Raw genomic sequence first — 23,595 nt, 5'->3', positions numbered from 1 at the left:
CAGTTTTCAAAGATCAAATTCTTTCATTTTCGAAGCCGCTCAGTTAGCTCAGCAGCAACTCTTATAATATATCATGTCACCCAGCATTTCGTCAAGTACTTTTTTTTAATTTCTTTTTCTTTCTTCGCTTACCGAACCGGCAAGCTTGTACCTTTTTGAAAGGGGCGAGAATTAATGTACCATAGATTGAAGAACTTCGTCAACTACCCCATCAAAGAAATTTTCAAACTATATAAAAGAGCGACCCCCGGAAGGCCAAGCACCATGACGGTTCCTACCGTTGTAGGATTCAACGGAATGTACACTTCCGTCATCAAACCTGAGAAGTTCACAAGATACAAGCCCAGCGCGGCAAGCACCATATGCGTTCCAAACACCGTCAGCCAACCGAAGCCGATCTTCTTCCTTACAGCAATAAACAGAAGAAGCAATAGGCACACCACCATGATTCCCATAACAGCCATTCTCATTCTTTCGCCCTCCCATCTTATCGATTAAGCTTCGACCCTTTGCGACACCGGAAGCTGAGCCCGATTCAGGCCAATCCTTTTGGCGGCTCTTAAATTCATCTGGTACTTCAGTTCAGCTGCCTCCAGCATATAGATCGCATAATCGATCTGCTCTTCGCCCACGGCCTCTTCAAAAAGCCGCCTTGCCCTTTCCCATTCACTCTGGGCCTTCCGCACATCCATATAGACCGCAAGTTCCTCGTCCCGCTTCTCTTTCATCTGCCATGCAGGCACCCTCGGCTTTTTGTTCCAAAACCACGCCATCATGATCCCCCCGTCCTCATATTGATGCATGATCATCTCATGTGTCCTCTCCACTTTCATTCATACGGTCCGGGGGACAAACTTAGAACACAAAAAAAGAAGCTCCCTTCGGAGCTCCCCTCTTGCCGCGCTCTATGCGCAGTCTTCCTTGTTCATCAGTTCAATTGACGGCGCCCTTCCAGCGCCTTGGATAACGTGACCTCATCCGCGTACTCTAAATCGCCGCCTACCGGCAGGCCATGGGCTATCCGCGTAACAACGAGTTCAAAGGGACGCACAAGGCGCGAGATGTACATCGCGGTTGCCTCGCCTTCAATGTTCGGATTCGTCGCTAAAATAAGCTCTTTCACGCGTTCATCGCTGAGCCGCGTCAACAGCTCCTTTAACCGAATGTCATCGGGGCCGATGCCTTCCATGGGCGAGATGGCACCCTGAAGAACATGGTAATACCCATTAAACTCTTTGGTGCGTTCCATGGCTACAAGATCCTTGGGATCCTGAACCACGCAAATAACGGACGGGTCGCGCGTTTTGTCCTGGCAGATACGGCAAGGGTCCGTATCGGTGATGTTGCAGCAAACCGAGCAGTAGTGAAGATTGCGCTTCACGCTGACCAGCGCCTTGGCAAAGTCAATGACATCGTCTTCCTTCATGTTCAGCACATGAAAAGCCAGACGGGCCGCGGTTTTCGGCCCAATGCCCGGCAATCGTGTAAAAGCGTCGATCAGCTTGGCGATCGGTTCGGGATAATACAAAACGCGGGCCTCTTTTCTGCTTTAAATTAGAACAGGCCTGGAATTTTCATGCCGCCTGTAAACTTACTCATATCGGAGTTGGCAATATCGTCTGCTTTAGTCAATGCATCGTTAACAGCCGTCATCACAAGATCCTGCAGCATTTCTACATCTTCCGGATCAACAGCCTCCGGTTTAATGGTGATGGAGAGCAGTTTTTTATGGCCGTTGACTTCCACGGTTACTACGCCGCCGCCGGAGCTGCCTTCGACTTTTTTGTCGGCAAGGGCCTCTTGGGCTTTCAGCATTTGTTCCTGCATTTTTTTCACTTGCTTCATCATTTGGTTCATATTATTCATAAATCATCGTCTCCTCTTAAGTTATTGGGGCGCACCGAGAAGCAGTGCAGATTAATCCTTTATGATCACGAGATCTTCTCCGAAAATTTGGAGGGCCTCATCAATCCATGGCTTTGCGTTCGGATCCTTGCTTTCATGCTCATGCTCGAGCTTCAGCTCTTCTTTCTGCTGGGTGCCGGCGCCTTCCAGGGCTGCGGCCCAATCTTTCTGCATCATGGTTACCAGATGGTAAGGCTTGCCGAGCTTATCCTGCATCACGCCTTCAATCACCTGTTTGTTGGCCGGCTTCTCTGTCGTTTCCCGGTGAATGTTGTTTTTAAAAGCTACCAGCACCGCGTCCCCGGATACCGATACCGGATCGCCATCCATGAACCAGGCGTGAACCGTTACCTTCTCTTCCTTGACTCCTTGAAGAACCTGTCCCCATTGCCGCTGCACTTCTACAAACTCCGGGCTGCTCTTCTGAGCGAGGAACTGATCCATGTTCGATGGAATTTTGGCCGCGGAAGACGCTCTGGGCGCAGGGGTGCTGTGTGCCGGCCTGGAAGACCCTCCGGCAGCTGCTCCGGATGGCGCTACGCCGTTCTGAATCAGCTTCTCAAGCTTCTTTTCCAGCGCGGCTACCTGCCGTTTCAACTGGTTCACTTCTGAGGAATCCGCCGGCGCTGCCGCTTGCTGTGCGTGCGACTGGTCATATCCTGCCGCCGCCGGTTCCTGCGGAGCTCCGCAAAGCTTCAGCAATGCTACTTCAAACAGCGTCTGCGGCTGCGATGCGTATTTCATTTCACTTTGGTAATGGTTCAAGGTGTCGATCATATGAAACAGCTGCTGCCTTGAAAAAGATGACGCCATTTCCTTATACTCCTCCGGATGCAGCACCCGGTCCGTCAGCTTGTCAGCGTTCGGAATCATCTGGATCATCAAAAGGTCGCGGAAATAGTAAAGGAGATTTTCCATGCACTTATCGGCGCTTTTGCCTTCCTGCATAAAATCCTCCACCATTTGCAGCACCAGACCCGCATCACCCTTTTGAATGGCGCCGGCCAGTCTGCCGAACTGCTCGGAAGCAATGCCCCCCGTCATGCTGAGCACCTGCTCATAGGATACATGACCATCCGTAAAGGATGCAATTTGATCCAGAATGCTCAAGGCATCCCGCATACCGCCATCGGATAGGCGGGCTATATATTGAAGAGCCTCCGTGTCGGCTTCCATTCCTTCTTCCTGGGCAATTTGCCGCAGCCGCTGTGTCTGCTCATCCAAAGAAACCCTTCGAAAGTCAAAACGCTGACAGCGGGAAATGATGGTTGCCGGCAGTTTATGGGGCTCCGTTGTCGCCAAAATAAACATAACATGCGGAGGCGGCTCCTCCAATGTCTTTAAGAGTGCGTTAAATGCTTCCGTCGTCAGCATATGCACTTCGTCAATGATATACACCTTTTGTCTGACTTCTGTCGGCGCATATTTTACCTTCTCGCGCAGATCGCGAATTTCTTCCACGCCCCGGTTCGATGCAGCATCGATCTCCTGTACGTCCATGACGGCTCCGGCCGTAATCCTCCGGCATGCCTCACATTCGTTGCAGGGTTCGGCTCCCGGACCGCGTTCACAGTTGACGGCTTTAGCCAAAACTTTGGCAGCGGTCGTCTTACCAGTTCCGCGCGGACCGCTAAACAGGTATGCATGAGAAACCCGCTGTTCGCGAATGGCGTTCTGCAGCGTCTGGATAATATGCTGTTGTCCAACCATGTCCTGAAACGACTGCGGCCGCCAGGCACGGTAGAGCGCGATATGTTTCACTTAGCTATACCCTCTTTCAACTTCCACTAGCGCGCGTTCGCCGCCTCATCATTATACTATAATACGGCGTTATACAAAACGTCTAACCGCTATCGTTGTATTCGCTTTTTTTGACATTCCCCCGAAATCCGCGTAAGGCCGAGGACACAGGTATCATCTATAAAAAGAAAAATGCACATCCAAGCACTTCCAAAACAGAAAGACTGCGCTTAAAAGATGTTATTCTTAGCAAAATAACAGTCCCAAGCCTCGGATGCTCATGCTTTCTTATCTCCTAAAATAAAAAGCATCCTCACCCCTAACGGGCAAAGATGCTGACATTTCATTGTAAGGTTATACCGTGCACCTGTTATTGATAATTGCGATCCAAGCGGCACCCCTGAGTAACAACTCGGGCTAGGCCACCCTCCGGCACAAGAGCGGGCTTGCTTATGGCTGCTTCCTTCCGGACCTGACCAGGTTCACAAGTGCTCATTGCGGAGGACCCAGCCGTCAACATCGCACGCAGGGACCAAACCTCACATCGACAAAACCTCTAACAGGAATTCAACCTCGCTACAGCGGATTGCGAGTTACAGGGCACCGCTACCTCCCCGTCTAGCACGGCAAGAATTAGTATAGTTCATTTCAGGCCAAAGTGCAACCCAAGGCAAAAGTTGGACAACTCCACCCACAAATCGGGGTCTTGCTCCGAGGCCTATTGAGATACTTTGCAGGAACCCGGTAATGTGTATAATTCGAGGCTGGATAAAAAAAAATCCCCTGTTCGCCAAAGGCGGACAAGGGATTTTGTTGTATTCGTATTAGATACCGTATTTCTTCTTAAATCTATCAACGCGGCCGCCAGCATCCAGGAATTTCTGTTTGCCAGTGAAGAACGGATGGCAGTTGGAGCAAATCTCAACGCGCAGATCTTCTTTAACGGAACCCGTTTCGAATGTATTGCCGCAAGCACATGTTACGGTCGTTACGTGATATTTTGGTTGAATTTCTTGTTTCATGTCTTTCACCTCTTTTTGCCCTGAGTCTCATGCGTACACAGAGTTATAATGACACAACATATATATTATAACAGGGACAAACATAATAATCAACGGATTGTTGGAAACTGCTAATCCCGCGCCAATACAGGCTTCTTAGGGCGTCTCATTCCAACGGGCGGCACATGGGTATAAGAACCAATGACAACATCCGGCAGCTCCGCCTGGAAAATCTCAATCATCTGCTTCATACCCAGAATCTCACCTTGAGCAGGCGGAATCAGCCCTAGATAGCTCTCCGGATCAATATTCAAGTTACGCATTTGAATCAGCTTCAAGCCTGTACGGCGTACAAACTCCACCATTGCCTCAATCTCTTCCTCCCGATCCGTCACGCCCGGGAAAATGAGGTAGTTGATCGACGTATATACCCCTTGGTCGGAGGCATACTTTAAAGACTTCTCCACATTGGCCAGCGTGTATTTGCGCGGTTTGTAATAGGCATTGTAATGGTCGTCCAGAGCGCTGATCGTGCTCACCCGCATCAAATCAAGCCCTGCATCGACGATGCCGCGGATGAAATCCGTAAGTCCAGCGTTTGTATTGATGTTGATGTATCCCATATCGGTAATCGAACGGACTTCACGCATGGCTTCGATGATAATCTTCGCCTGCGTGGACGGCTCGCCTTCGCAGCCTTGCCCAAAGCTGATAATGGATTCGGGCGTTTGAAGATGCTCCAGCATGATCTGAACCAACTCTTCTACCTTCGGCTTGAAGTTCATGCGCGTCTGCGGCGCAACGAAGCCGCTGTCGTCCGGCTGCTCGGAGATGCACCCGAAACAGCCCGCGTTGCAGGAGTAAGACACCGGAACGGCGCCTTCCCAGCGATTCAGGAACGTATTGGAGGCCGTCAGGCACTCATATCCCAGGGCACAGTTGGACAAATGCTCATACAGCCGGTTTTCCGGGTATTTCTGGGTCAGCTTCTTCACGCCGAGCTTCAGCTCATTCAGATCGCAATTGAGCGGATTCCATTTCTCTGGATCATCGGAGAGACGAGCCGTCGTGTAAAAACGTCCATCCTTCCATACCACGGCGGAATACCCGAACAGCGGCAGCTTATATTCTTTATCCGTCTTTACATAACCAGGCAAACACAGCCGGGTGAATCCTTGAGGAAGAAGCGCACCAACCGCCTGAGCATCGTCAGGCAGCGGCATCATCTCCCCGGTTTCGGGGTCCATGCCGATCGCCCGCGTGTTTGGAAGCCCAACGAGCGTGGCGCCATCCGGCAGCGGAATTAATTCATCCTCCAAGATTTCCACGATCATATCGCCGCTGCGGGCAAGCCCGAAGAGCGAAGGATGATCGAATACATTGCCTTTCTCATCTGCATAAACCAGGTACATATGGTTCTCCTCTTTGTTCGTTAAAAGTTAGGTCAACGGCACGGATGCGGCCGCAGGTCTGGATGTGCGGCGGTTGCCCCCACTGCTGTGGCTTCCGGATCCTTTGTTCCCGCTGCCTACGCTGCTGACGTCGAAGGAGGCCAAAAACTCCGCATTTGTTTTGCAATCACGCAGCTTTTTGAGGAATCCTTCAACAAAATCAGCCGATTCATTCATATTTTTACGGATCGCCCAAATGGTATCCAGTTCTTCCTTCGTTAACAGCACTTCTTCACGACGCGTACCCGAGCGGCGAATATCGATCGCAGGGAAAATGCGGCGTTCCGCCAATTTACGGTCGAGATGAAGCTCCATGTTGCCCGTTCCCTTGAATTCTTCGTAAATGATGTCATCCATCCGCGAGCCGGTATCAATCAGCGCCGTGGCCAAAATCGTCAAACTGCCGCCTTCCTCCACGTTCCGGGCCGAGCCGAAAAAGCGTTTCGGACGATGGAATGCAGCCGGATCAATACCGCCGCTCAGGGTGCGTCCGGATGGCGGAATGACCAGATTATAAGCACGCGCCAGACGGGTGATACTGTCCATCAAAATGACAACATCCTTCTTGTGCTCCACCAAACGAAGTGCGCGCTCCAAAACAAGCTCCGCAACTTTAATATGGTTCTCCGGCAGTTCATCGAATGTCGAAGCAACCACTTCTCCTTTAACGGAACGCTGCATATCCGTCACTTCTTCAGGACGTTCATCAATAAGCAGTACAAAGAGTTCAATTTCGGGATTGTTGGTAGAGATGCTGTTGGCAATTTCTTTTAAGAGGAGCGTTTTACCTGCTTTTGGAGGTGCAACGATCAAACCGCGCTGTCCCAAACCGACGGGAGCGAGCAAATCCATAATCCGGGTAGACAAATGGTTAGGGGATGTTTCAAGCACGAGCTTCTTTTGCGGAAAGAGAGGTGTGAGTGCAGGGAAGTGAAGGCGCTCTGCAGCTGCTTCAGGGCTTTCGCCATTAACCGCATTGACCTGCAGCAGACCGAAATAACGTTCGTTTTCCTTCGGTGCGCGGCATTTCCCCGAGACCAAATCTCCAGTCCTGAGATCGAACTTACGAATCTGGGATGCTGAGATATAAATATCCTCGGTACTCGGCAGATAGTTGATCGGACGGAGGAAGCCGTACCCTTCGGGCAGGATTTCCAGGACGCCCTCCATGAACATAAGCCCGCTATGCTCTGCCTGTGCTCTAAGAATCGCAAAAATCAGCTCTTTCTTCTTCAACTGGCCGTAGTACGGGATCTGATACTTCTTCGCAAGCTTGTACAGATCGGTCAGCTTCATTTCTTCCAAATCGGCAATTTGCAAATCCATGTAATAACCACCTATTCAATTTTATAAGTCCAGTCAAACTATTGGTTGTTTTGCTTGTCTATCACTATCAGTCTATGAGAAAAACGTCAATCGAAGCGATTAGATGAAGTTTTTCTTGCGATTATAGAATAGTTCAGCTTCTCTGAAATTATAAATTCTATAATCTTAAAAAATCCTCATTAGGATAGCATTACCCAATTTAGAAGGAGATATGCAAAATTCACCGCAAAAATAGTTGCCTCCGCGCGAGTCCGTGGGAGGCAGCACGCAAATCCCCTTCATGCACATGGCTTACTCGTTTTCACGCCACACATCGGCACCCAGCATTCGCAGATTGGTCACCAGGTGATCATAGCCGCGATCGATGTACTCTACGCCGGTAACCTCCGTTACGCCTTCCGTGACGGTAAGTCCCGCAATGACCAGCGCTGCCCCCGCACGAAGGTCGGTCGCCTTCACTTTGGCAGCGTTCAGCCGGCTGCGTTCAATGATCGCTGATCGGCCTTCCACCCGGATTTTTGCGCCCATTCGGACGAGCTCCGGTACATGCTTAAACCGGTTGCTGTATACGAAATCGCTCAGAACGCTAACACCTTCCGCCTGCGTCAGCAAGCTGGTCATCGGCGACTGTAAATCCGTAGCAAATCCTGGATAAATCAGTGCTTTCACGTCTACATGCTCATAGTTCGGCTGGCCGAGTACGCGGATGCTTTCATCCAGCTCCTCGATCTGCACGCCCATTTCAATCAGTTTCGCCGTGAGTGCTTCAAGGTGTTTGGGAATGATGTTGTCGATCAAGACATCTCCACGGGTAGCGGCGGCGGCGATCATATAAGTACCCGCCTGAATCCGATCCGGGATAATGGAGTGACGGCAGCCGTGCAGTTCGGATACGCCCTCAATACGGATCGTTTCCGTACCCGCCCCTTTGATGACTGCCCCCATAGAATTGAGAAGGGTTGCTACATCTATAATCTCAGGCTCTTTGGCCGCGTTTTCGATAATTGTAGAGCCTTTGGCTTTGGAGGCCGCAAGCATGATGTTAATGGTTGCACCCACACTGGATACATCCAGATATATTTTGGCGCCTTTCAGCTCTTTCGCATGAAGGTGTATCGCCCCATGCTCATTGGTTACAGTTGCTCCCAAAGCTTCAAAGCCTTTTATGTGCTGGTCAATCGGACGAGGTTCGAAATTGCAGCCTCCGGGAAGACCGATCACCGCTTCTTTAAAACGTCCGAGCATGGCTCCCATCATATAGTAAGAAGCCCTCAGCTTCTTCACAGGACCGTTCGGCATCGGAATGGACTTGATATCGGAAGGGTCGATCTTCATCTGACTGTCCTTCCAGCTTACTTTCCCGCCTAGTTCTTCAAGAATTTCGGCATATACCGCTACATCGCTCAGGAGCGGCAGGTTGTCGAGCACGACTTCGGACTCAGCCAAAATCGCGGCAGGTATCAGAGCAATAGCGCTGTTTTTGGCTCCGCTTATCGTTACGGTGCCATTTAGCGGGCGCCCGCCGCTAATCATTAATTTTTCCATACGTTTCTGGTTCCCTCCACATACTTCGCTGCAGCAACGGTGTTAATTTTGGTGTATGAAATGGAAAAACACCGGCTAAGCGGTGTGCTCTCCATTCCAACCTATTCGATTGGACAGCCCCGCCAGGGACTGTCCGCTTCCCTATCAAACAACACTTAAGCTCTCTTGTGCGGCAAAGCACAGAAACAATGAAAAGCGTCTTACGCTTTGTTGTTGGAGCCAAATTCGCGAATTTTACCAATAACAGTTGCTTTGATCGCATCGCGGCCTGGCACGATGTATTTACGCGGATCGTAAGCATCCGGTTTTGCAGCAAGCACTTCGCGTACAGCCTTCGTAAACTCGATTTGGTTCTCTGTGTTTACGTTGATTTTGGATGTTCCCAAAGAAATGGCTTTTTGGATGTCATGCGTAGGAATGCCTGTACCACCATGAAGAACGAGCGGAAGATGAAGTTCGTTCTTGATTTCTTCCATTTCTTTAAATCCGAGGTTCGGTTCGCCTTTGTAAGGACCGTGTACGGAGCCCAGAGCTGGAGCAAGGGTGTCGATACCGGTTTCTTTGACGATACGAACGCAATCTTCAAGCTTCGCGTACATTACGCCGCCGATGACGTCGTCTTCCTGTCCGCCGACCGTACCCACTTCAGCTTCAACGGAAACACCTTTGGAATGAGCATACTCAACGACTTTTTTGGTCGTTTCGATATTTTTGTCGATCGGGCTGTGCGAGTCGTCAATCATGACGGAAGTGAAGCCAGCGTCGATCGCTTCTTTACATTTGTCAAAACTGGAACCATGGTCCAAGTGAATGGCTACAGGAACCGTAATTTTCATATCATGAATAAGACCTTCAACCATTTTAACGACCGTGTAGAAGCCGCTCATGTGGCGGGCAGCACCTTCGGATACGCCAAGAATCACAGGGGACTTCTCTTCTTCTGCAGCAGCAAGAATCGCTTGGGTCCATTCCAGGTTGTTGATGTTGAATTGACCTACCGCGTATTTCTCCTCCAGCGCTTTGTTTAACATGTCAGTCATGGATACTAATGGCATGGTTTCAAATCCTCCTAAGTATATGTTTTTTTCTATGGTTTTTAGCCGACTTCTCTCATTCGGGATTATTATACCACATCATGTTACAAATACTAAACAAGCATTTGAATTTGCGCTGTGCCTTATCATACACCATGGCAAAAAAAGAATTCTGCCTAAGCAGAATCCCAGAGGTGCTACCCGAATTGAACCGGGTTATGTTTAAGCTGCATGTTTACGGCAACACGCATTTCATCGATATCGAACGGCTTCGTAAAGTGCATTAAGGCTCCCAGCTCCGTGGCCTCCTTGATCATGTCCAGCTCACCGTAAGCGGTCATCATAATGACTTTAATCGAAGGGTTCATTTCTTTGATATGCTTCAAAATCTCGAGTCCGTCCATCCCGGGTATCTTCATATCGAGCAGAACCAGATCGGGCGCGTCATTCTCTACGATTTCTAACGCGATTTTGCCGTTGGCCGCCTGATACGTCGTATAACCCTCGCTGCTGAACACTTCCATTAATAAAATGCGGATTCCGTTCTGGTCATCGACGATCAAAACCTTCTTTTTATCCACTAAAGCAAACCTCCCAACATCAGCCTGACCCTGCATACCCTTGAATCTTCATGAATTGTTATTCCAGACGTCATTTATCCAATTAATGTTATTCGCTCTCTGGTTACGAATTCCTGCCTCTGCGTAAAAATGAAAAAAGGACCTCCGAAGAGGTCCGTCCTTATATCGAGCATTACAGGGTTTTATGTGCAATCGAAGCTTTGACAAACTCACGGAAGAGCGGCTGAGGGCGGTTTGGACGGGACGTGAATTCCGGATGGAACTGCACGGCCAGGAACCAAGGGTGGCCCGGAAGCTCGACGATTTCGACCAAACGTCCATCCGGGGAGGTACCGGAAATGCGGAATCCAGCCTTTTCCATCGCTTCGCGGTACTGGTTGTTAAATTCATACCGGTGGCGGTGTCTTTCGTACACAAGCTCATCATTGTAGCATTCCATAGCCAGGGAACCTTCCGTCAATTTGCATGGATAGAGTCCCAGACGCATGGTGCCGCCCAGATCCTCGATGTCCTTTTGCTCAGGCAGCAGGTCGATAACCGGGAAAGGCGTGGCCGGGTTGATCTCGGAGCTGTTGGCATCTTCCATGCCAACGATCGAACGGGCATACTCGATTACCGAAACCTGCATTCCAAGGCAAATGCCGAAGAATGGAATTTGCTGCTCGCGGGCATAACGGATCGCGGAGATTTTACCTTCGATGCCGCGGTCGCCGAAGCCGCCCGGAACGAGAATGCCGCCGATGCCGCCAAGCAGATCGCCCACGTTCTCATCGGTAATTTCTTCCGCGTTCACCCAGCGGATCTTCACGTCGGCATTCGCATCAAATCCGGCATGGGAGAGGGATTCAACCACGCTCAAATAAGCGTCATGCAGTGCAACGTATTTGCCGACAATGGCAATTTCAACCGTTTTCTCCAGCTTGTTGATCCGATCAACCAGAGCTTCCCACTCGGTCATATCCGGCTTCGGTGTCGTCAGCTTCAAGTAGTTGACCACGATTTCGTCAAGGCCTTCGTCACGAAGGTTCAGTGGAACCTCGTACAAGGTCGACGCGTCGCGGCACTCCACAACGGCATTTTCGTCGATATCGCAGAACAGGGCGATTTTCGCCTTCATGTCCGCGGACAGCTCATGCTCGGTGCGGCATACGATCACGTTCGGCTGAATGCCGATGCTGCGAAGCTCTTTGACGCTGTGCTGAGTCGGCTTTGTTTTCACTTCGCCGGCTGCTTTAATGTAAGGAATAAGCGTCACGTGGATGTACATGACATTTTCACGGCCGATTTCGCTCTTGATCTGACGAATGGCTTCAAGGAACGGCAAGCTCTCGATGTCGCCTACAGTCCCGCCGATTTCTGTGATAACCACGTCCGAACCTGCTTCGCGGCCAGCACGGAATACGCGCTCCTTGATCTCATTGGTGATGTGAGGAATGACTTGAACGGTTCCGCCCAAGTATTCGCCGCGGCGTTCCTTGCTGATCACCGACGAATATACTTTACCTGTGGTGACATTGCTGTTTTTGGACAGGTTGATGTCAATAAATCGTTCATAATGTCCCAAATCAAGGTCCGTCTCGGCGCCGTCGTCGGTAACGAATACTTCACCGTGCTGATAAGGACTCATGGTTCCCGGATCCACGTTTAAATAGGGATCGAATTTCTGGATCGTAACCTTTAATCCTCTGTTTTTCAGCAGCCTGCCCAGTGAAGCCGCAGTAATCCCTTTACCCAGGGAAGACACAACCCCGCCCGTCACAAAAATATACTTCGTCACTATAAAAACCCTCCTATTAAAGTCCAGTAAATTCAGGAACATAAATTGAGCTAAAGTTATTTCGGAAGGCTTATCTTTTCTTTAGTTCAATTTATATACATATGATGTTTAGCGTAACCCTTTTTCGCGATTTCCACCCGAAAGGGCTGCACCGGTTTTATTGCTTTTTACCGTCCGCTTGAACAACAATGCGCCATTTGAAATCAAATGGCACAAAGTGGGTAATCCGGCATCTATACAGAATGAACAGATCGTAAACAAGTCCATTCTACAGAGACAAAACAGCCGAAAAACAAGCTATTTTTGCCTTATAAAAACAAAAAAAGTGACACCCGTAGGACGGGGCACTTTTTATTATTTTACGCATATTTACATCTCAATCATAAGCCCATGCAATAGTTTACTCTGTGCCTTGTCCCCTGTCAAGAGAGAAAGGCAAACCGATTCATATTTCTAATTTTCTTCAGAGTCCTCTTCGGCATCTTCTTCATCTTCGTCCAGATCGTCATCATCCTCATCGATCTCTTCGTCTTCCATGATGCCGTCATCCTCAACCTCTTCCTCGGAGTCATCGTCGGAGTAGATATCGTCATGGTCTTCATCGATGCGGTCGAAATCTTCGTCGCTGTCGTCGGCGCTGAAGGTATCGTCTTCATCGGTAAAGTCGTCATCGTCATCATCGTCGTCATCGTCATTGATGATGCGCGGACGTTTCGAGCTCGCGATCGGGTCCTCGGAGCGGTCGACAGGATACCAGCGTTTCAGTCCCCAAAGGTTCGTTCCGACACAGGCAAACCGGCCATCGATATTAATTTCTGTATATAGCTGCGCAACGGTATCTTGAATTTCTTCCTCCGTCAAGCCGCGAAGCTTGGCAACCTCTTTCATCAGGTCAAGATAATAAAATGGCGTATTCGCTGCCTTCAGTACGGCAAAAGCCAAATCCACCAGCGGCATTTCCCTGATCTTTTCAGGGTCCAGCTTTAATTGGAGTGAGTTACTCACCAACGGACACTTCCTCTCACGCAATGTTCACTTATACGGAAATCTTGAAGTCGCTTAGTCCGTATAACATCCTGCTTTATAACAACATATCCATTATCAAAACTAAGTAAAACCTATTTAGAAATAAATTGCAAGTTTTAATGTTGTGAATATGTATACTGCCGTTCTCCAAAAGAAAAGGCAGGGTTGCCCCTGCCCGTTGACTGTATCCGTCCCTGGCAGGTGCTACCCACCGGGATGATCGAAAGAGCGCCTATCGCCCTCTTCCATTTATTTTATGTCCACGGGCTCCTTTTGACATTCAGGCAGGGCCTATTTCCATAAAAAAGGGCAAGTTCCCACTCGTAGCGACCATCTCCTACATACACTGCAAAAGCAGGGTTCATTATGAGGGGGACTGCCCAATATGGACTACACCGGATTGATACAGATGCTGCTTGAAAACATGGAGAGTCCCGCACCATCCGGAGCCAAACAAATACTCACCTTTGTCAATCCCCGGCAATACGACGCATTCCAGCAAACATTGCAGGAGCTCAAGGCCCGTCATCCCGATTGGCCCGACCTGCCGACGTCCAATCTATCCCATTCCGTCATGACGTCCCTGTCCGGCAGCACCAAATACCTGGATGCATATAAGCATGACATCCTGGTGGAAGATGACAGCCTGGTTCAGGTGCATACGCTGACGAACAAAGTCAATTCAGGCCCAGGCATTCCTTATGGCGTCAAGCAAATTCAAGCCCCTAAAGCCTGGTCGACGTCCACAGGATACCGGGTAAAGATCGGCGTCATCGATACCGGAGCAGACTATTACCATCCCGACCTTCGCCAATCGCTGGCCAAGGGGATCAATCTGCTGAACAGGCATATGATGCCGCTTGACGACAATGGACATGGTACTCATATTGCAGGCACAATCGCCGCTGCCAACGGCACGGAAGGCATGATCGGCGTTGCGCCGCGGGCCACCATCTATCCGGTCAAAGCATTCGACCATAACGGATCGGCATACGTCTCCGACATTATTCAAGGAATTGACTGGTGCATCCGAAGCCGCATGCATGTCATCAACATGAGCTTCGGTATGAAAACGCGGAGCAAGGCCTTATTGGACATCGTAAATAAAGCCTATCTGTCCGGCATATCCATCGTCGCCTCATCCGGTAATGACGGAAAGCGGCGCAACATCGATTACCCGGCCAAATATCCCCAGACGATCTCGGTTGGAGCCACCGACCGCAGCAGGCGCATTGCCAGCTTCAGCAACCGCGGAGAGTTTATTGATATTTATGCGCCAGGCGACAAAATTATCTCTTCCTGGACGCACGGCAAATACCATGAAATGAGCGGCACCTCCATGGCAACCTCCCATGTGAGCGGAGCCATTGCGCTCCTGCTCGCTCAGAATCCCGACCTGCAGCCTGCCGACATCAAAGCGCTGCTGCTGCAAACCGCCACGCCGCTGCGTTCGCGAAAAGGACAGAAGCGCTCAGGCGAGGGCTGGGAGGTCAATGCCCTGAAGCTGTTAAAGGAAGGGATGAAGAGGAACATATCCTCTCCGTAAAATAGGCCGTCCCTGCTGGTACTGACAGCAGGAACGGCCTATTTATCCATTGGCAGGAATGTGCTTGCGGAGTTACATTTGCTCCGGCGCGCTTACGCCGACCAGTCTGAGCACGTTGGCAATCACCGTGCGAACGGCGCCAAGCAGGGCGAAACGAGCCTGCGTCTGGGCGGCGTCCTCGGTGATGACGCGCTGCGCTCTGTAGTAGCTGTGGAACAGCGATGCCAGATCATACACGTAGCGGATCATGCGATGAGGCGCGTAGCCCGCTGCGGCTGTCGCGATTTCCTCAGGAAGCTCGCCGATTTTGCGGAGCAAATCGTATTCATGCTCGGTATTCAGCATGCTGAGGTCCACCTCGGCGAGCGGCAGCAGTGTGACGCCCTGCTCTTCGGCCTGGCGGTAGATGCTGCAGATGCGGGCATGTGCATATTGCACATAGAATACCGGGTTTTCGTTGGACGTCGAAATCGCCAGATCCATGTCAAAATCCAGATGGGAATCCATGCTGCGCATCGTGAAGAAGTAGCGGATCGCATCAATGCCGACTTCTTCCATAAGGTCTTCCATGGTCACGGCTTTGCCTGTCCGTTTGGACATTTTGACCTTTTCCCCGTTTTGGAACAGGCTGACCATTTGGGCGATCAATACCGTCAATTTTCCCGGATCGTAACCGATGGCTTCCATAGCAGCCTTCATCCGCGGAATATATCCATGGTGATCGGCACCCCAAATGTTGATGAGACGGTCATACCCGCGCTCGTATTTGTTGCGATGATATGCGATATCCGGCGTCAAATATGTGTAGGTCCCGTCATTTTTCACCAATACGCGGTCCTTGTCGTCGCCGTAATCCGTCGTGCGGAGCCATGTGGCACCGTCCTGCTCGTACACTTGTCCCTTGGATTTCAGCTCGCTCAAGGATTCCTCGACCAGTCCCTTTTCATAGAGCGAGGTTTCACTGAACCACTCGTCGAAGTGAACTCTGAACTTGCCCAGATCGCGCTTGATCTTGTTCAGTTCCTTTTCAAGTCCATACTGGCGGAAGAACGCCGTGCGCTCTCCCGGCTCCATGGCCAGCAGCGAATCGCCCTTCTCGGCGGCAAGCTCTTTAGCGAAGCCTTTGATGTCTTCCCCGTGGTAACCGTCCTCAGGCATTTCGGCGTTGTGTCCAAGCTCCTGCAAATACCGGGCCTCGATGGACTTGCACAGGTTCTCGACCTGGTTGCCGGCATCGTTAATGTAGTATTCGCGCGTCACTTCGTATCCGGCGAAATCGAGCACGTTGCAGAGCGCATCCCCCACGGCTGCCCCGCGCGCATGGCCCAGGTGCAGGCTGCCCGTCGGATTGGCGCTGACGAATTCCACCTGTACCTTTTGGCCTTGGCCCAGGTTGACGCGTCCATAATCGTCGCCCTGCTCATGGACCTGCTGTACCACAGGGTACAAGTAGCTTTTATTCAATGTAAAGTTGATGAAGCCCGGGCCGGCAATGTCGGCTTTCTCGATCGAAGCCTTCTTCATGTCAAAATGCTCCAGAATCGACTCGGCAATCTGGCGCGGATTTTTCTTCGCGATCCGTGTCAGCTGCATCGCCGCATTGGTTGCCAAATCCCCATGGGACTTGTCCTTCGGCACTTCCAGCGCAAAAACAGGCAGCTCCTCGCGAGTCACGATTCCTGCGGCCACCACCGCATCGGCCAGAGCCTCGGTCACGAGCTGGTTAATATGTTCTAATGGATTGGTTGTCATCAATGTTCCTCCTGTATATGCAAACTAATATCGAAATGTCCCGTGCGTTCCTCGTAAACGTATAGATCGTACGCCCAGGATACGGTGCCGGACATGCCTCCGTTCAGCTGAATCCGCATTGAGCTTGTCTGCGTCGAAAGGTTAAACGAGGTGTAAGGCGAACGGTAAAATCCCGGCAGCATTTGTCCTTCTTGAAAGGTTTGCTCCGATTCCACCGCGCCGTGCCGGATCATTTTGAGACTGTCACCGGTAATTTTCAGCAGCGTGCGGGTCTTCTGTCCCTGCAAGTCCGCATCCGGCTCCTCGTACCTGAGATAGAGCGCACCGCCGCGCTCGAACGCTTCGGCCTGCGTCTCCTGCACCACATTCTGGCCTTCGTGCCGGCTTTGAAGACGAATGCGGGCTTTCCTGGCTTCCTGCATAAGTATACGGCTCCAATCTGTTCTTTCCTATTGTAATACTATATCCAGTTCAGGGGTTCAATTCAACAAGAAGAACCGCCTGACATGATCATTGCGCCCGTTTCCCATCTGCTATTATACAGCTTTCACACGTCCCGTTCTTCATATTCTTGCAAATCTCTTTTTTAATGAAGAAAATGCAAGGAACGATAAAAAGAGGAAGCGTCCCTGTTCACTGCGAAGTATACCTGTATGAGGGACCTTGAGGTACAGGATTTGAACTTGCGCTGCAGTCGCCGCTGGCACATAAGGAGGATACCGATTGTTACCCGAACAAGAACATCAACTCATCATACGCCCCGTAGAAGAGCATGATCTGCCCCGCCTATGGGAGCTGTCCGCGAAAGAAGAAGCGCCCGAATGGAAAAAGTGGGATGCCCCTTATTATGAGCACAAAGCTGTTTCCTTTGACGAATATATGGGGAGAAAAGAGCACCTGGTCCATCAGAGCGACTTTTGGGCGATTGAGTCGGATGGGGAACTGATTGGCACCGTCTGTTACTACTGGGAGCACGAACCGTCACATTGGCTGGAAATGGGCATTGTCATTTATCACCCTTCCTATTGGAGCGGTGGCTACGGCACGCGGGCACTCACGCTGTGGATCGATCATCTGTTCCAAACGCTGCCTTTGGTGCGCGTAGGGTATACGACATGGTCCGGCAACTATCGAATGATCCGGGTCGGTGAAAAGCTGGGCTTCACCATGGAGGCCAGACTTCGCAAATGCCGGCTCTATAACGGAGTCTACTATGACTCGATTCGGATGGGCATGCTCCGCGAGGAGTGGGAGGAATCCCGGAATAAACGAAAAGGATAGGCCGCAAGGGCCTATCCTTTCGCTGTTGTTATGGCTGGAGCGCTTCCGGAAAAGCAAATTTGCGGCTCCAGGTCGCTCCCCCGTCCTTGGTTGAGTATATGGCCGACTTCGTAGCACTCGTCACGACGAGCCAGCCCGTTTTGCCGTCCTGAAAGGAGATTCGTCCGTCGTAACCGTTCACGGTCGGCTTCACGTTCTTCCACGTATCCCCTCCATTATAGGTTACCCCAACCGATACAACGCCGCCTGCTGGCGAACCGCCTGCCAGGAAAGCCGTATCTTTGCCGACAAGCTGCATATTGCCGGGATGTCCGCCCGGTTCTGCCGGACCGTCTTTGACGACAGGCGTCCAGCCGCCAGGAGCGGGTCCGCCCCCTGCCGTGTCCTGTCCAATGACGCGTTTCCAGTGGGAGCCTTGGTCCGTGCTGCCGTACAGGGAATACGACACTTGGGACATGCCTGCATCCCCATACAGAACCGCCCACACCTGGTTATCCAGACTATAAATCTCGCCACCCGCCGTCGATGGCGTCTTCACGGTGAGTTTAGTCGCCCAGCTATGTCCGCCGTCGCGTGTTTGCAGCACCTTATAGCCTCCGCCGGGCATGACGGTCAGCACATATCCGGTCTTCGTACTATTAAAGGTCGCATAACGTGTATTGGCGGGTGTCGGTATCTTGACCCAGCTGTTGCCGCCATTATCAGTCCGGTATGCCCCGTTACGGGTATAGCCGAATCCGGTGTTCTTATCCAGCTTCTGTATCCGTTCAAAATGAATGCTGCCGGTGTATACACCCTTCCAATGCGAGCCGCCATCGGTAGTCTTGATCAAATACGTCGTCTGCTGGGCCGGCATCGTAGCCAGCGCCCACCCGTTCACGTTATCGGTGAAATCCATTTGCGTAAACTGCCACTGCCCTTTATAAATTTCCTGCCAATGGCATCCGGCATCCGATGTTCCGATCATGAAGCCCGTGCCCGCCGCTCTGCCGGTACTGCCGCTGAGAAATTCAATATCCGTAAAATGCAGCGGATCCGTTCCCGAGTGCTGTTTCTGCAAGCTTTGCAGCAGACCGTGATCGCCGCTCCCGCACGGAGTCGGTGCCTGCTCCGCTGCCGCCGATGCTTCCCGGGCCGGAGAGGCCCAGCTCATCGGCACAGCCAGGAGCAGGACGGCTGCAGCCAGTGATGAACGCTTCATCCATTTGTGCAAGTTCATTTCAACACCTCCATGTACAGTGAACTTACCCGTTATGCCCGGGAATCACTCGGACATTTCAATATTGTCATAAGTCGTTTGGCATCAGGAAACGCAAAAAAAGCATCGCCCGCGTTCCGCCGGGCAGACTCCTCGTCTGCTCCGGCATCCCGCTGACAGATGCTCATGAAAGTAACAGGTTTATTTTACGAAGCCAAGCAGCATTTCGCGGATCAGCTTGGCTGCCACGATTGGTGTTTGCTGCGTAGGATCGTAAATTGGCGCCACTTCGACCAAATCACAGCCGACGACGTTCACGGCGGAGCCTGCAATCAGATGCACAGCCTCCAGAAGCTCCTTGGAAGTAATACCTCCCGCTTCTGCCGTACCGGTGCCCGGGGCCGCGGACGGATCAAGCACATCGATATCGATCGTCACGTATACCGGACGGTTGCCCATTTGCGGCAGTGCTTCCTTGAGTGGAGCCGCCACGTCAAACGGGTGGAAGTTGATGTTCTCGTGTCCGAACTTGAACTCTTCGCGCGAGCCGGAACGGATGCCGAACTGGTAGATGTTCTTGCCGCCCATCAGCGCTGCCGCCTTGCGGACCGGCGTGGAATGCGAAAGCGGTTCGCCCTCGTACTGCTCACGGAGATCGGCATGGGCATCAATGTGAATCAGAATCAGATCAGGGTATTTGGCATACACCTGCTCGATGATCGGCCAGGTCACCAGATGTTCCCCGCCGAGACCGATCGGAAACTTGCCGTCGTCCAGCAGTTTGCCCACATAATCACGGATGATGTCCAGGCTGCGTGCGGCATTGCCGAATGGCAACAGCAGGTCGCCGGCGTCAAAGTAAGTCATATCGTCGATGCTCTTATCCAGGTAAGGGCTGTATTCTTCCAGTCCCACCGAGGCTTGGCGGATATGGGACGGGCCGAAACGAGAGCCCGGGCGGAAGCTGACGGTGTAATCCATCGGCATACCGTAGATGACCGCCTTAGAGCCCTCGTAATCCTCGGAGCTGCAAATAAATACGTTACCGGAATAAGCTTGATCCAGTTTCATCGTGTAAGTTCCCCCTACTTCGTCAGATCTTCTACAAATTTTGGAAGTACAAATGCCGCTTTGTGCAGGCGCGGCGTGTAATATTTCGTATCCATTTCTGGAATGTCCGCTTCATTGACTTCAAGCGGGTCATATTTTTTGCTGCCCATCGTAAACGTCCACAGACCGCTTGGATACGTCGGAATGTTGGCGCCGTACACGCGCACGATCGGGAAGATTTCCTTCACGTCACGGTTAACTTTTTGAATAAGGTCGGCCTTGAACCAAGGGTTATCGGTTTGCGCCACGAAAATGCCGTCGTCTTTCAGCGCCTCGTAGATGCCTTGATAGAACCCGCGCTCGAACAAAGGCGCAGCCGGACCTACAGGCTCCGTAGAGTCGACCATGATCACGTCATATTCGTTTTTATGCTCGTGAATATGCATGAAGCCGTCATTCACATGAACCTCTACCCGCGGATCCTCCAGCTTGCCGGCGATTGAAGGGAGATATTTTTTCGAATACTCGATGACTTTGCCGTCGATATCCACCAGCACCGCTTTCTCGACTTCCGGATGCTTGATGATTTCGCGGATCACGCCGCCATCGCCGCCGCCAACGACTAGGACATGCTTCGGATTCGGATGCGTATTCAGCACGGGATGGGCTACCATTTCGTGATAAACGAACTCATCCTTCTCCGTCGTCATGACCATGCCGTCCAGTAAAAGCATATTTCCAAACTCTTCAGTCTCCACCATGGCCAGATCCTGAAAATCGGTTTTCTCGCTTACATAGGTTTGTTTAATTTTAGCCGTTATCCCGAAAGCGGGGGTCTGCTTCTCCGTGAACCACAATTCCATCGTTATTACCTTCTTTCCGCTAGAATAGAGGGGATTTCCATCTGTTGTTTCTATATTCCCGGATGATTCCCGGTCGGGCTGAATCCCCGCCTTGTCCTGGACACCAGTCCATACTGTTACATTGTACCAAACTATGGATGCGTAAACACATCTTTTGAATTATACGCGATGCGGGAAATAAGTGTAAAGATACAGTTTTTCTCCCTTTTCATCACCGAATCGGATGGCTTCCTGACCCCTCGAAAGCCGCAGTGTACAGGGCTTTTCGCTTCTGTTGCCGCTTATTTTGTAACCCCCTCATGAATATCCCTCCCGCTCCTTTCCCATAATGAGTGTATATAAATGGAAGGGACGTTTAACACCATGCCGCAGCCCCCAAAAACGAAGACCAAGCGCAGAAGCAAACTCGCTGCACTCCTCAAGCTGACGTTGGCCCTGATGATAACCATGCTTGTGTCAGGAGGTATCTTGCTTGGATATTTGTATCAGAAGAGCCTTCCCGTTGCCGACACCGACCGCAACTCCCGCCTGCTCGACAGCCAGGGGAGCATTATCGCCACCTTTTCGGCAAGCGGCCGCAGCTATGAACCGATACCGCTCAATCAAATATCGCCTTGGCTGATTCGAGCGACGTTGTCGGTGGAGGACCGGAAGTTTTATGATCATATCGGCTTTGATCTCAAGGGGATGGGCCGGGCCGTACTCGTGAACCTGCAGGAAATGGAACGGGCGCAGGGCGCCAGCACGCTGACACAGCAGCTGGCCCGCAACCTGTATCTGTCGCACGCCAAAACATGGACACGCAAAATCAAGGAGGCCATGTATACCGCCCAGCTCGAAATGAAATACAGTAAGGACGACATTTTGCAGATGTACCTGAACGAGATTTATTACGGTCATGGGGCATCCGGAATCGAGGCGGCCTCACAAATGTATTTCGGCAAGCCGGCGGCCGAGCTGGATCTCGCGGAAAGCGCCATGCTGGCAGGCATCCCAAAAGGTCCAACCTATTATTCCCCGTATACTCATATCGTAAATGCCAAGAAGCGGCAAAAAATCGTGCTTGGCTCCATGGTGGATACCGGCGATATTACACAGCAGGAGGCGGAGCAGGCTGCAGCTGAGACGCTGTCCTTCAAGCCACAAGGGCAGCAGCAGGCGCTCGTGTCCGCTCCCTTTTTCCGTGATTATGTGAAGAAGCTGGTGACCACCCAATTGGGCATCAGCGAGGAACAGCTGGATCATGGCGGATTGAATATCTATACCACGCTCGATCCGCATGCCCAGGCCGCAGCCGAACAGGCCGTGTCGCAAGGAATGGACCCGAAGAGCGAGCTTGAAACGGCTCTTGTATCGCTTGACCCTCGGACGGGCTATGTCAAGGCGATGGTCGGCGGCAAAAATTATAAAAACAGCCAACTCAACCATGCTCTCGCTAAAACGCGCCAACCGGGTTCTTCATTTAAACCGATCATGTACCTGACGGCGCTGTCTTCGAGAATGATGACCGGCCTCACCACATTCAACAGCGAGCCCACTCTGTTTCACTACGACAACAACCGGAAAACATACCAGCCTAGCAATTTCGGAGAGAAATATTTGGGTGAAATTAACATGCAGGAGGCGATCGCCGCCTCGGACAATATTTATGCAGTTAACACACTGCTGAAGGTCGGTGCAGATAACGTCATAGCTATGGCCAAAAAGCTGGGAATCATCAGCCCGCTCCAGCCGGTTCCTTCGCTCGCGCTCGGGACATCACCGATCAGTCCGTTCGAGATGGCCTCCGCCTTCGCGGTCATGAGCAATGCCGGTAAACGCATGCCGCCCGTCGCGGTGCTCAAAATAACGGATGCCGCCGGCGAAGTGCTGTATCAGGCCCCCGAGACGAGCGGAGATCAGGTCGTAGATCCTGCTGCGGCATACGTGCTGACGCATTTGATGGAAAGTGTATTCGAAACGGGCGGGACCGGGAGCCGAGTCTCCTCGATGATCAAGCGGCCGGTCGCCGGCAAAACCGGTACGACGGATAGCGACGCCTGGATGGTCGGCTATACGCCGGAGCTTGCAACCGCCGTCTGGGTCGGCTACGACAAAGGCCGTGCGATTACTACGCTGGACGGACACCGGGCAGCACCGATTTTTGCCCAATATACCGAAAAGGCGCTGGAGAATGTACCCCCGAAAATTTTTGCCATCCCAAGCGGGGTCGTTACGGTATATGTGGATGAAGCGACGGGCAAATTGGCAACCGCCGATTGTCCGGATAAGAAGCTTGAAGTATTCGTCGCCGGCACGGAGCCTACGGAGTATTGCGCCCAGCACGGCGGTGAGGATAAAAAACCGGTTTCGACCAAAGGCAATCCCGAAGAGCATTCGTGGTGGAGCGACTTTAAGCGCTGGCTGACGGAATAACCGGGTGAATACCCGCAGTGGGGGCCTTCCCGCCGTATAAAAACGGCAAGGGAAAGGCCCTTTTTAATGTCTGGACCTCGCTAATCACCCATGATACATTAGGG

The 23,595-nt window shown here is 51.6% G+C and carries 21 protein-coding genes and 1 other RNA gene; 3 read left to right on the top strand and 19 right to left on the bottom strand.

Annotation, left to right across the window (positions count from 1 at the left end; genetic code table 11):
- Positions 1 to 203 precede the first annotated feature (203 nt).
- The 14 genes from ACTHPM_RS27290 to rpoE all read right to left on the bottom strand — a co-directional run bounded on the left by ACTHPM_RS27290 (position 204) and on the right by rpoE (position 13,365).
- Positions 204 to 470: a pro-sigmaK processing inhibitor BofA family protein gene (locus ACTHPM_RS27290; protein WP_440398501.1), complete on the bottom strand. Its 267-nt coding sequence runs from the start codon at positions 468 to 470 to the stop codon at positions 204 to 206.
- Between the two features lie 24 nt (positions 471 to 494).
- On the bottom strand, positions 495 to 809 hold the full coding sequence (locus tag ACTHPM_RS27285; protein WP_440398500.1) for a DUF2508 family protein: 315 nt from the start codon (positions 807 to 809) through the stop codon (positions 495 to 497).
- A 119-nt stretch (positions 810 to 928) separates the two neighbouring features.
- Positions 929 to 1,528 carry a recombination mediator RecR gene (recR, locus tag ACTHPM_RS27280; protein WP_440398499.1) on the bottom strand — a complete coding sequence of 200 codons (600 nt, stop codon included), beginning with the start codon at positions 1,526 to 1,528 and terminating at the stop codon, positions 929 to 931.
- 26 nt (positions 1,529 to 1,554) lie between these two features.
- Complete coding sequence (locus ACTHPM_RS27275; RefSeq protein ID WP_136607632.1) at positions 1,555 to 1,866, bottom strand: YbaB/EbfC family nucleoid-associated protein; 312 nt, start codon at positions 1,864 to 1,866, stop codon at positions 1,555 to 1,557.
- A gap of 51 nt (positions 1,867 to 1,917) precedes the next feature.
- Positions 1,918 to 3,666: a DNA polymerase III subunit gamma/tau gene (gene dnaX / locus ACTHPM_RS27270; protein ID WP_440398498.1), complete on the bottom strand. Its 1,749-nt coding sequence runs from the start codon at positions 3,664 to 3,666 to the stop codon at positions 1,918 to 1,920.
- Between the two features lie 338 nt (positions 3,667 to 4,004).
- An RNA gene (gene ffs, locus ACTHPM_RS27265) (signal recognition particle sRNA large type) lies at positions 4,005 to 4,272 on the bottom strand.
- A gap of 197 nt (positions 4,273 to 4,469) precedes the next feature.
- Positions 4,470 to 4,667, bottom strand: coding sequence for a 50S ribosomal protein L31 (gene rpmE / locus ACTHPM_RS27260; RefSeq protein ID WP_127607030.1), 198 nt, complete (start codon positions 4,665 to 4,667; stop codon positions 4,470 to 4,472).
- 110 nt (positions 4,668 to 4,777) lie between these two features.
- Positions 4,778 to 6,058 (bottom strand): radical SAM protein, encoded by a 1,281-nt coding sequence (locus ACTHPM_RS27255; protein WP_440398497.1) that lies wholly within the window; start codon positions 6,056 to 6,058, stop codon positions 4,778 to 4,780.
- 27 nt (positions 6,059 to 6,085) lie between these two features.
- The gene (gene rho / locus ACTHPM_RS27250; RefSeq protein WP_440398496.1) at positions 6,086 to 7,423 is read right to left on the bottom strand and encodes a transcription termination factor Rho; all 1,338 of its coding nucleotides are present in this window, start codon (positions 7,421 to 7,423) and stop codon (positions 6,086 to 6,088) included.
- A 291-nt stretch (positions 7,424 to 7,714) separates the two neighbouring features.
- Positions 7,715 to 8,968 (bottom strand): UDP-N-acetylglucosamine 1-carboxyvinyltransferase, encoded by a 1,254-nt coding sequence (locus tag ACTHPM_RS27245; protein ID WP_440398495.1) that lies wholly within the window; start codon positions 8,966 to 8,968, stop codon positions 7,715 to 7,717.
- 200 nt (positions 8,969 to 9,168) lie between these two features.
- Positions 9,169 to 10,023, bottom strand: coding sequence for a class II fructose-1,6-bisphosphate aldolase (fba, locus tag ACTHPM_RS27240; protein ID WP_440398494.1), 855 nt, complete (start codon positions 10,021 to 10,023; stop codon positions 9,169 to 9,171).
- Positions 10,024 to 10,199: 176 nt separating this feature from the next.
- Positions 10,200 to 10,583, bottom strand: a complete 384-nt coding sequence (locus ACTHPM_RS27235) for a response regulator (protein WP_440398493.1) — start codon at positions 10,581 to 10,583, stop codon at positions 10,200 to 10,202.
- 172 nt (positions 10,584 to 10,755) lie between these two features.
- Positions 10,756 to 12,360, bottom strand: a complete 1,605-nt coding sequence (locus ACTHPM_RS27230) for a CTP synthase (protein WP_440398492.1) — start codon at positions 12,358 to 12,360, stop codon at positions 10,756 to 10,758.
- A gap of 453 nt (positions 12,361 to 12,813) precedes the next feature.
- Positions 12,814 to 13,365, bottom strand: coding sequence for a DNA-directed RNA polymerase subunit delta (gene rpoE / locus ACTHPM_RS27225; protein ID WP_440398491.1), 552 nt, complete (start codon positions 13,363 to 13,365; stop codon positions 12,814 to 12,816).
- Positions 13,366 to 13,771: 406 nt separating this feature from the next.
- Between rpoE and ACTHPM_RS27220 the strand changes: the two genes are divergently transcribed.
- Complete coding sequence (locus ACTHPM_RS27220; RefSeq protein WP_440398490.1) at positions 13,772 to 14,932, top strand: S8 family peptidase; 1,161 nt, start codon at positions 13,772 to 13,774, stop codon at positions 14,930 to 14,932.
- A gap of 72 nt (positions 14,933 to 15,004) precedes the next feature.
- On the opposite strand, the gene argS is transcribed toward ACTHPM_RS27220, so the two are convergent.
- Together argS and ACTHPM_RS27210 are read right to left on the bottom strand one after the other, a co-directional pair.
- Entirely contained in the window at positions 15,005 to 16,684 is a 1,680-nt protein-coding gene (gene argS / locus ACTHPM_RS27215) for an arginine--tRNA ligase (RefSeq protein ID WP_440398489.1), read from the bottom strand.
- On the bottom strand, positions 16,684 to 17,106 hold the full coding sequence (locus tag ACTHPM_RS27210; protein WP_440398488.1) for a DUF1934 domain-containing protein: 423 nt from the start codon (positions 17,104 to 17,106) through the stop codon (positions 16,684 to 16,686). The genes argS and ACTHPM_RS27210 overlap by 1 nt, the downstream gene beginning before the upstream one ends.
- 301 nt (positions 17,107 to 17,407) lie before the next feature.
- Between ACTHPM_RS27210 and ACTHPM_RS27205 the strand changes: the two genes are divergently transcribed.
- Positions 17,408 to 17,965, top strand: coding sequence for a GNAT family N-acetyltransferase (locus ACTHPM_RS27205; RefSeq protein ID WP_440398487.1), 558 nt, complete (start codon positions 17,408 to 17,410; stop codon positions 17,963 to 17,965).
- 28 nt (positions 17,966 to 17,993) lie between these two features.
- On the opposite strand, the gene ACTHPM_RS27200 is transcribed toward ACTHPM_RS27205, so the two are convergent.
- The 3 genes from ACTHPM_RS27200 to speE all read right to left on the bottom strand — a co-directional run bounded on the left by ACTHPM_RS27200 (position 17,994) and on the right by speE (position 21,076).
- The gene (locus ACTHPM_RS27200; RefSeq protein WP_440398486.1) at positions 17,994 to 19,184 is read right to left on the bottom strand and encodes a WD40/YVTN/BNR-like repeat-containing protein; all 1,191 of its coding nucleotides are present in this window, start codon (positions 19,182 to 19,184) and stop codon (positions 17,994 to 17,996) included.
- A 180-nt stretch (positions 19,185 to 19,364) separates the two neighbouring features.
- Positions 19,365 to 20,234, bottom strand: coding sequence for an agmatinase (gene speB / locus ACTHPM_RS27195; RefSeq protein ID WP_440398485.1), 870 nt, complete (start codon positions 20,232 to 20,234; stop codon positions 19,365 to 19,367).
- Between the two features lie 14 nt (positions 20,235 to 20,248).
- The gene (gene speE, locus ACTHPM_RS27190) at positions 20,249 to 21,076 is read right to left on the bottom strand and encodes a polyamine aminopropyltransferase (protein WP_440398484.1); all 828 of its coding nucleotides are present in this window, start codon (positions 21,074 to 21,076) and stop codon (positions 20,249 to 20,251) included.
- A gap of 342 nt (positions 21,077 to 21,418) precedes the next feature.
- Here speE and ACTHPM_RS27185 point away from each other — a divergent pair, with 342 nt between their 5' ends.
- Positions 21,419 to 23,491: a transglycosylase domain-containing protein gene (locus ACTHPM_RS27185; protein ID WP_440398483.1), complete on the top strand. Its 2,073-nt coding sequence runs from the start codon at positions 21,419 to 21,421 to the stop codon at positions 23,489 to 23,491.
- Positions 23,492 to 23,595: the final 104 nt, after the last annotated feature.

Origin of the sequence: Paenibacillus sp. SAFN-054 (assembly GCF_051966755.1) — a bacterium.
GTDB lineage: Bacteria > Bacillota > Bacilli > Paenibacillales > Paenibacillaceae > Paenibacillus_AQ.
Note: the sequence above shows the minus strand (reverse complement) of the source record. Positions and strands in the feature narration are given on the sequence as shown.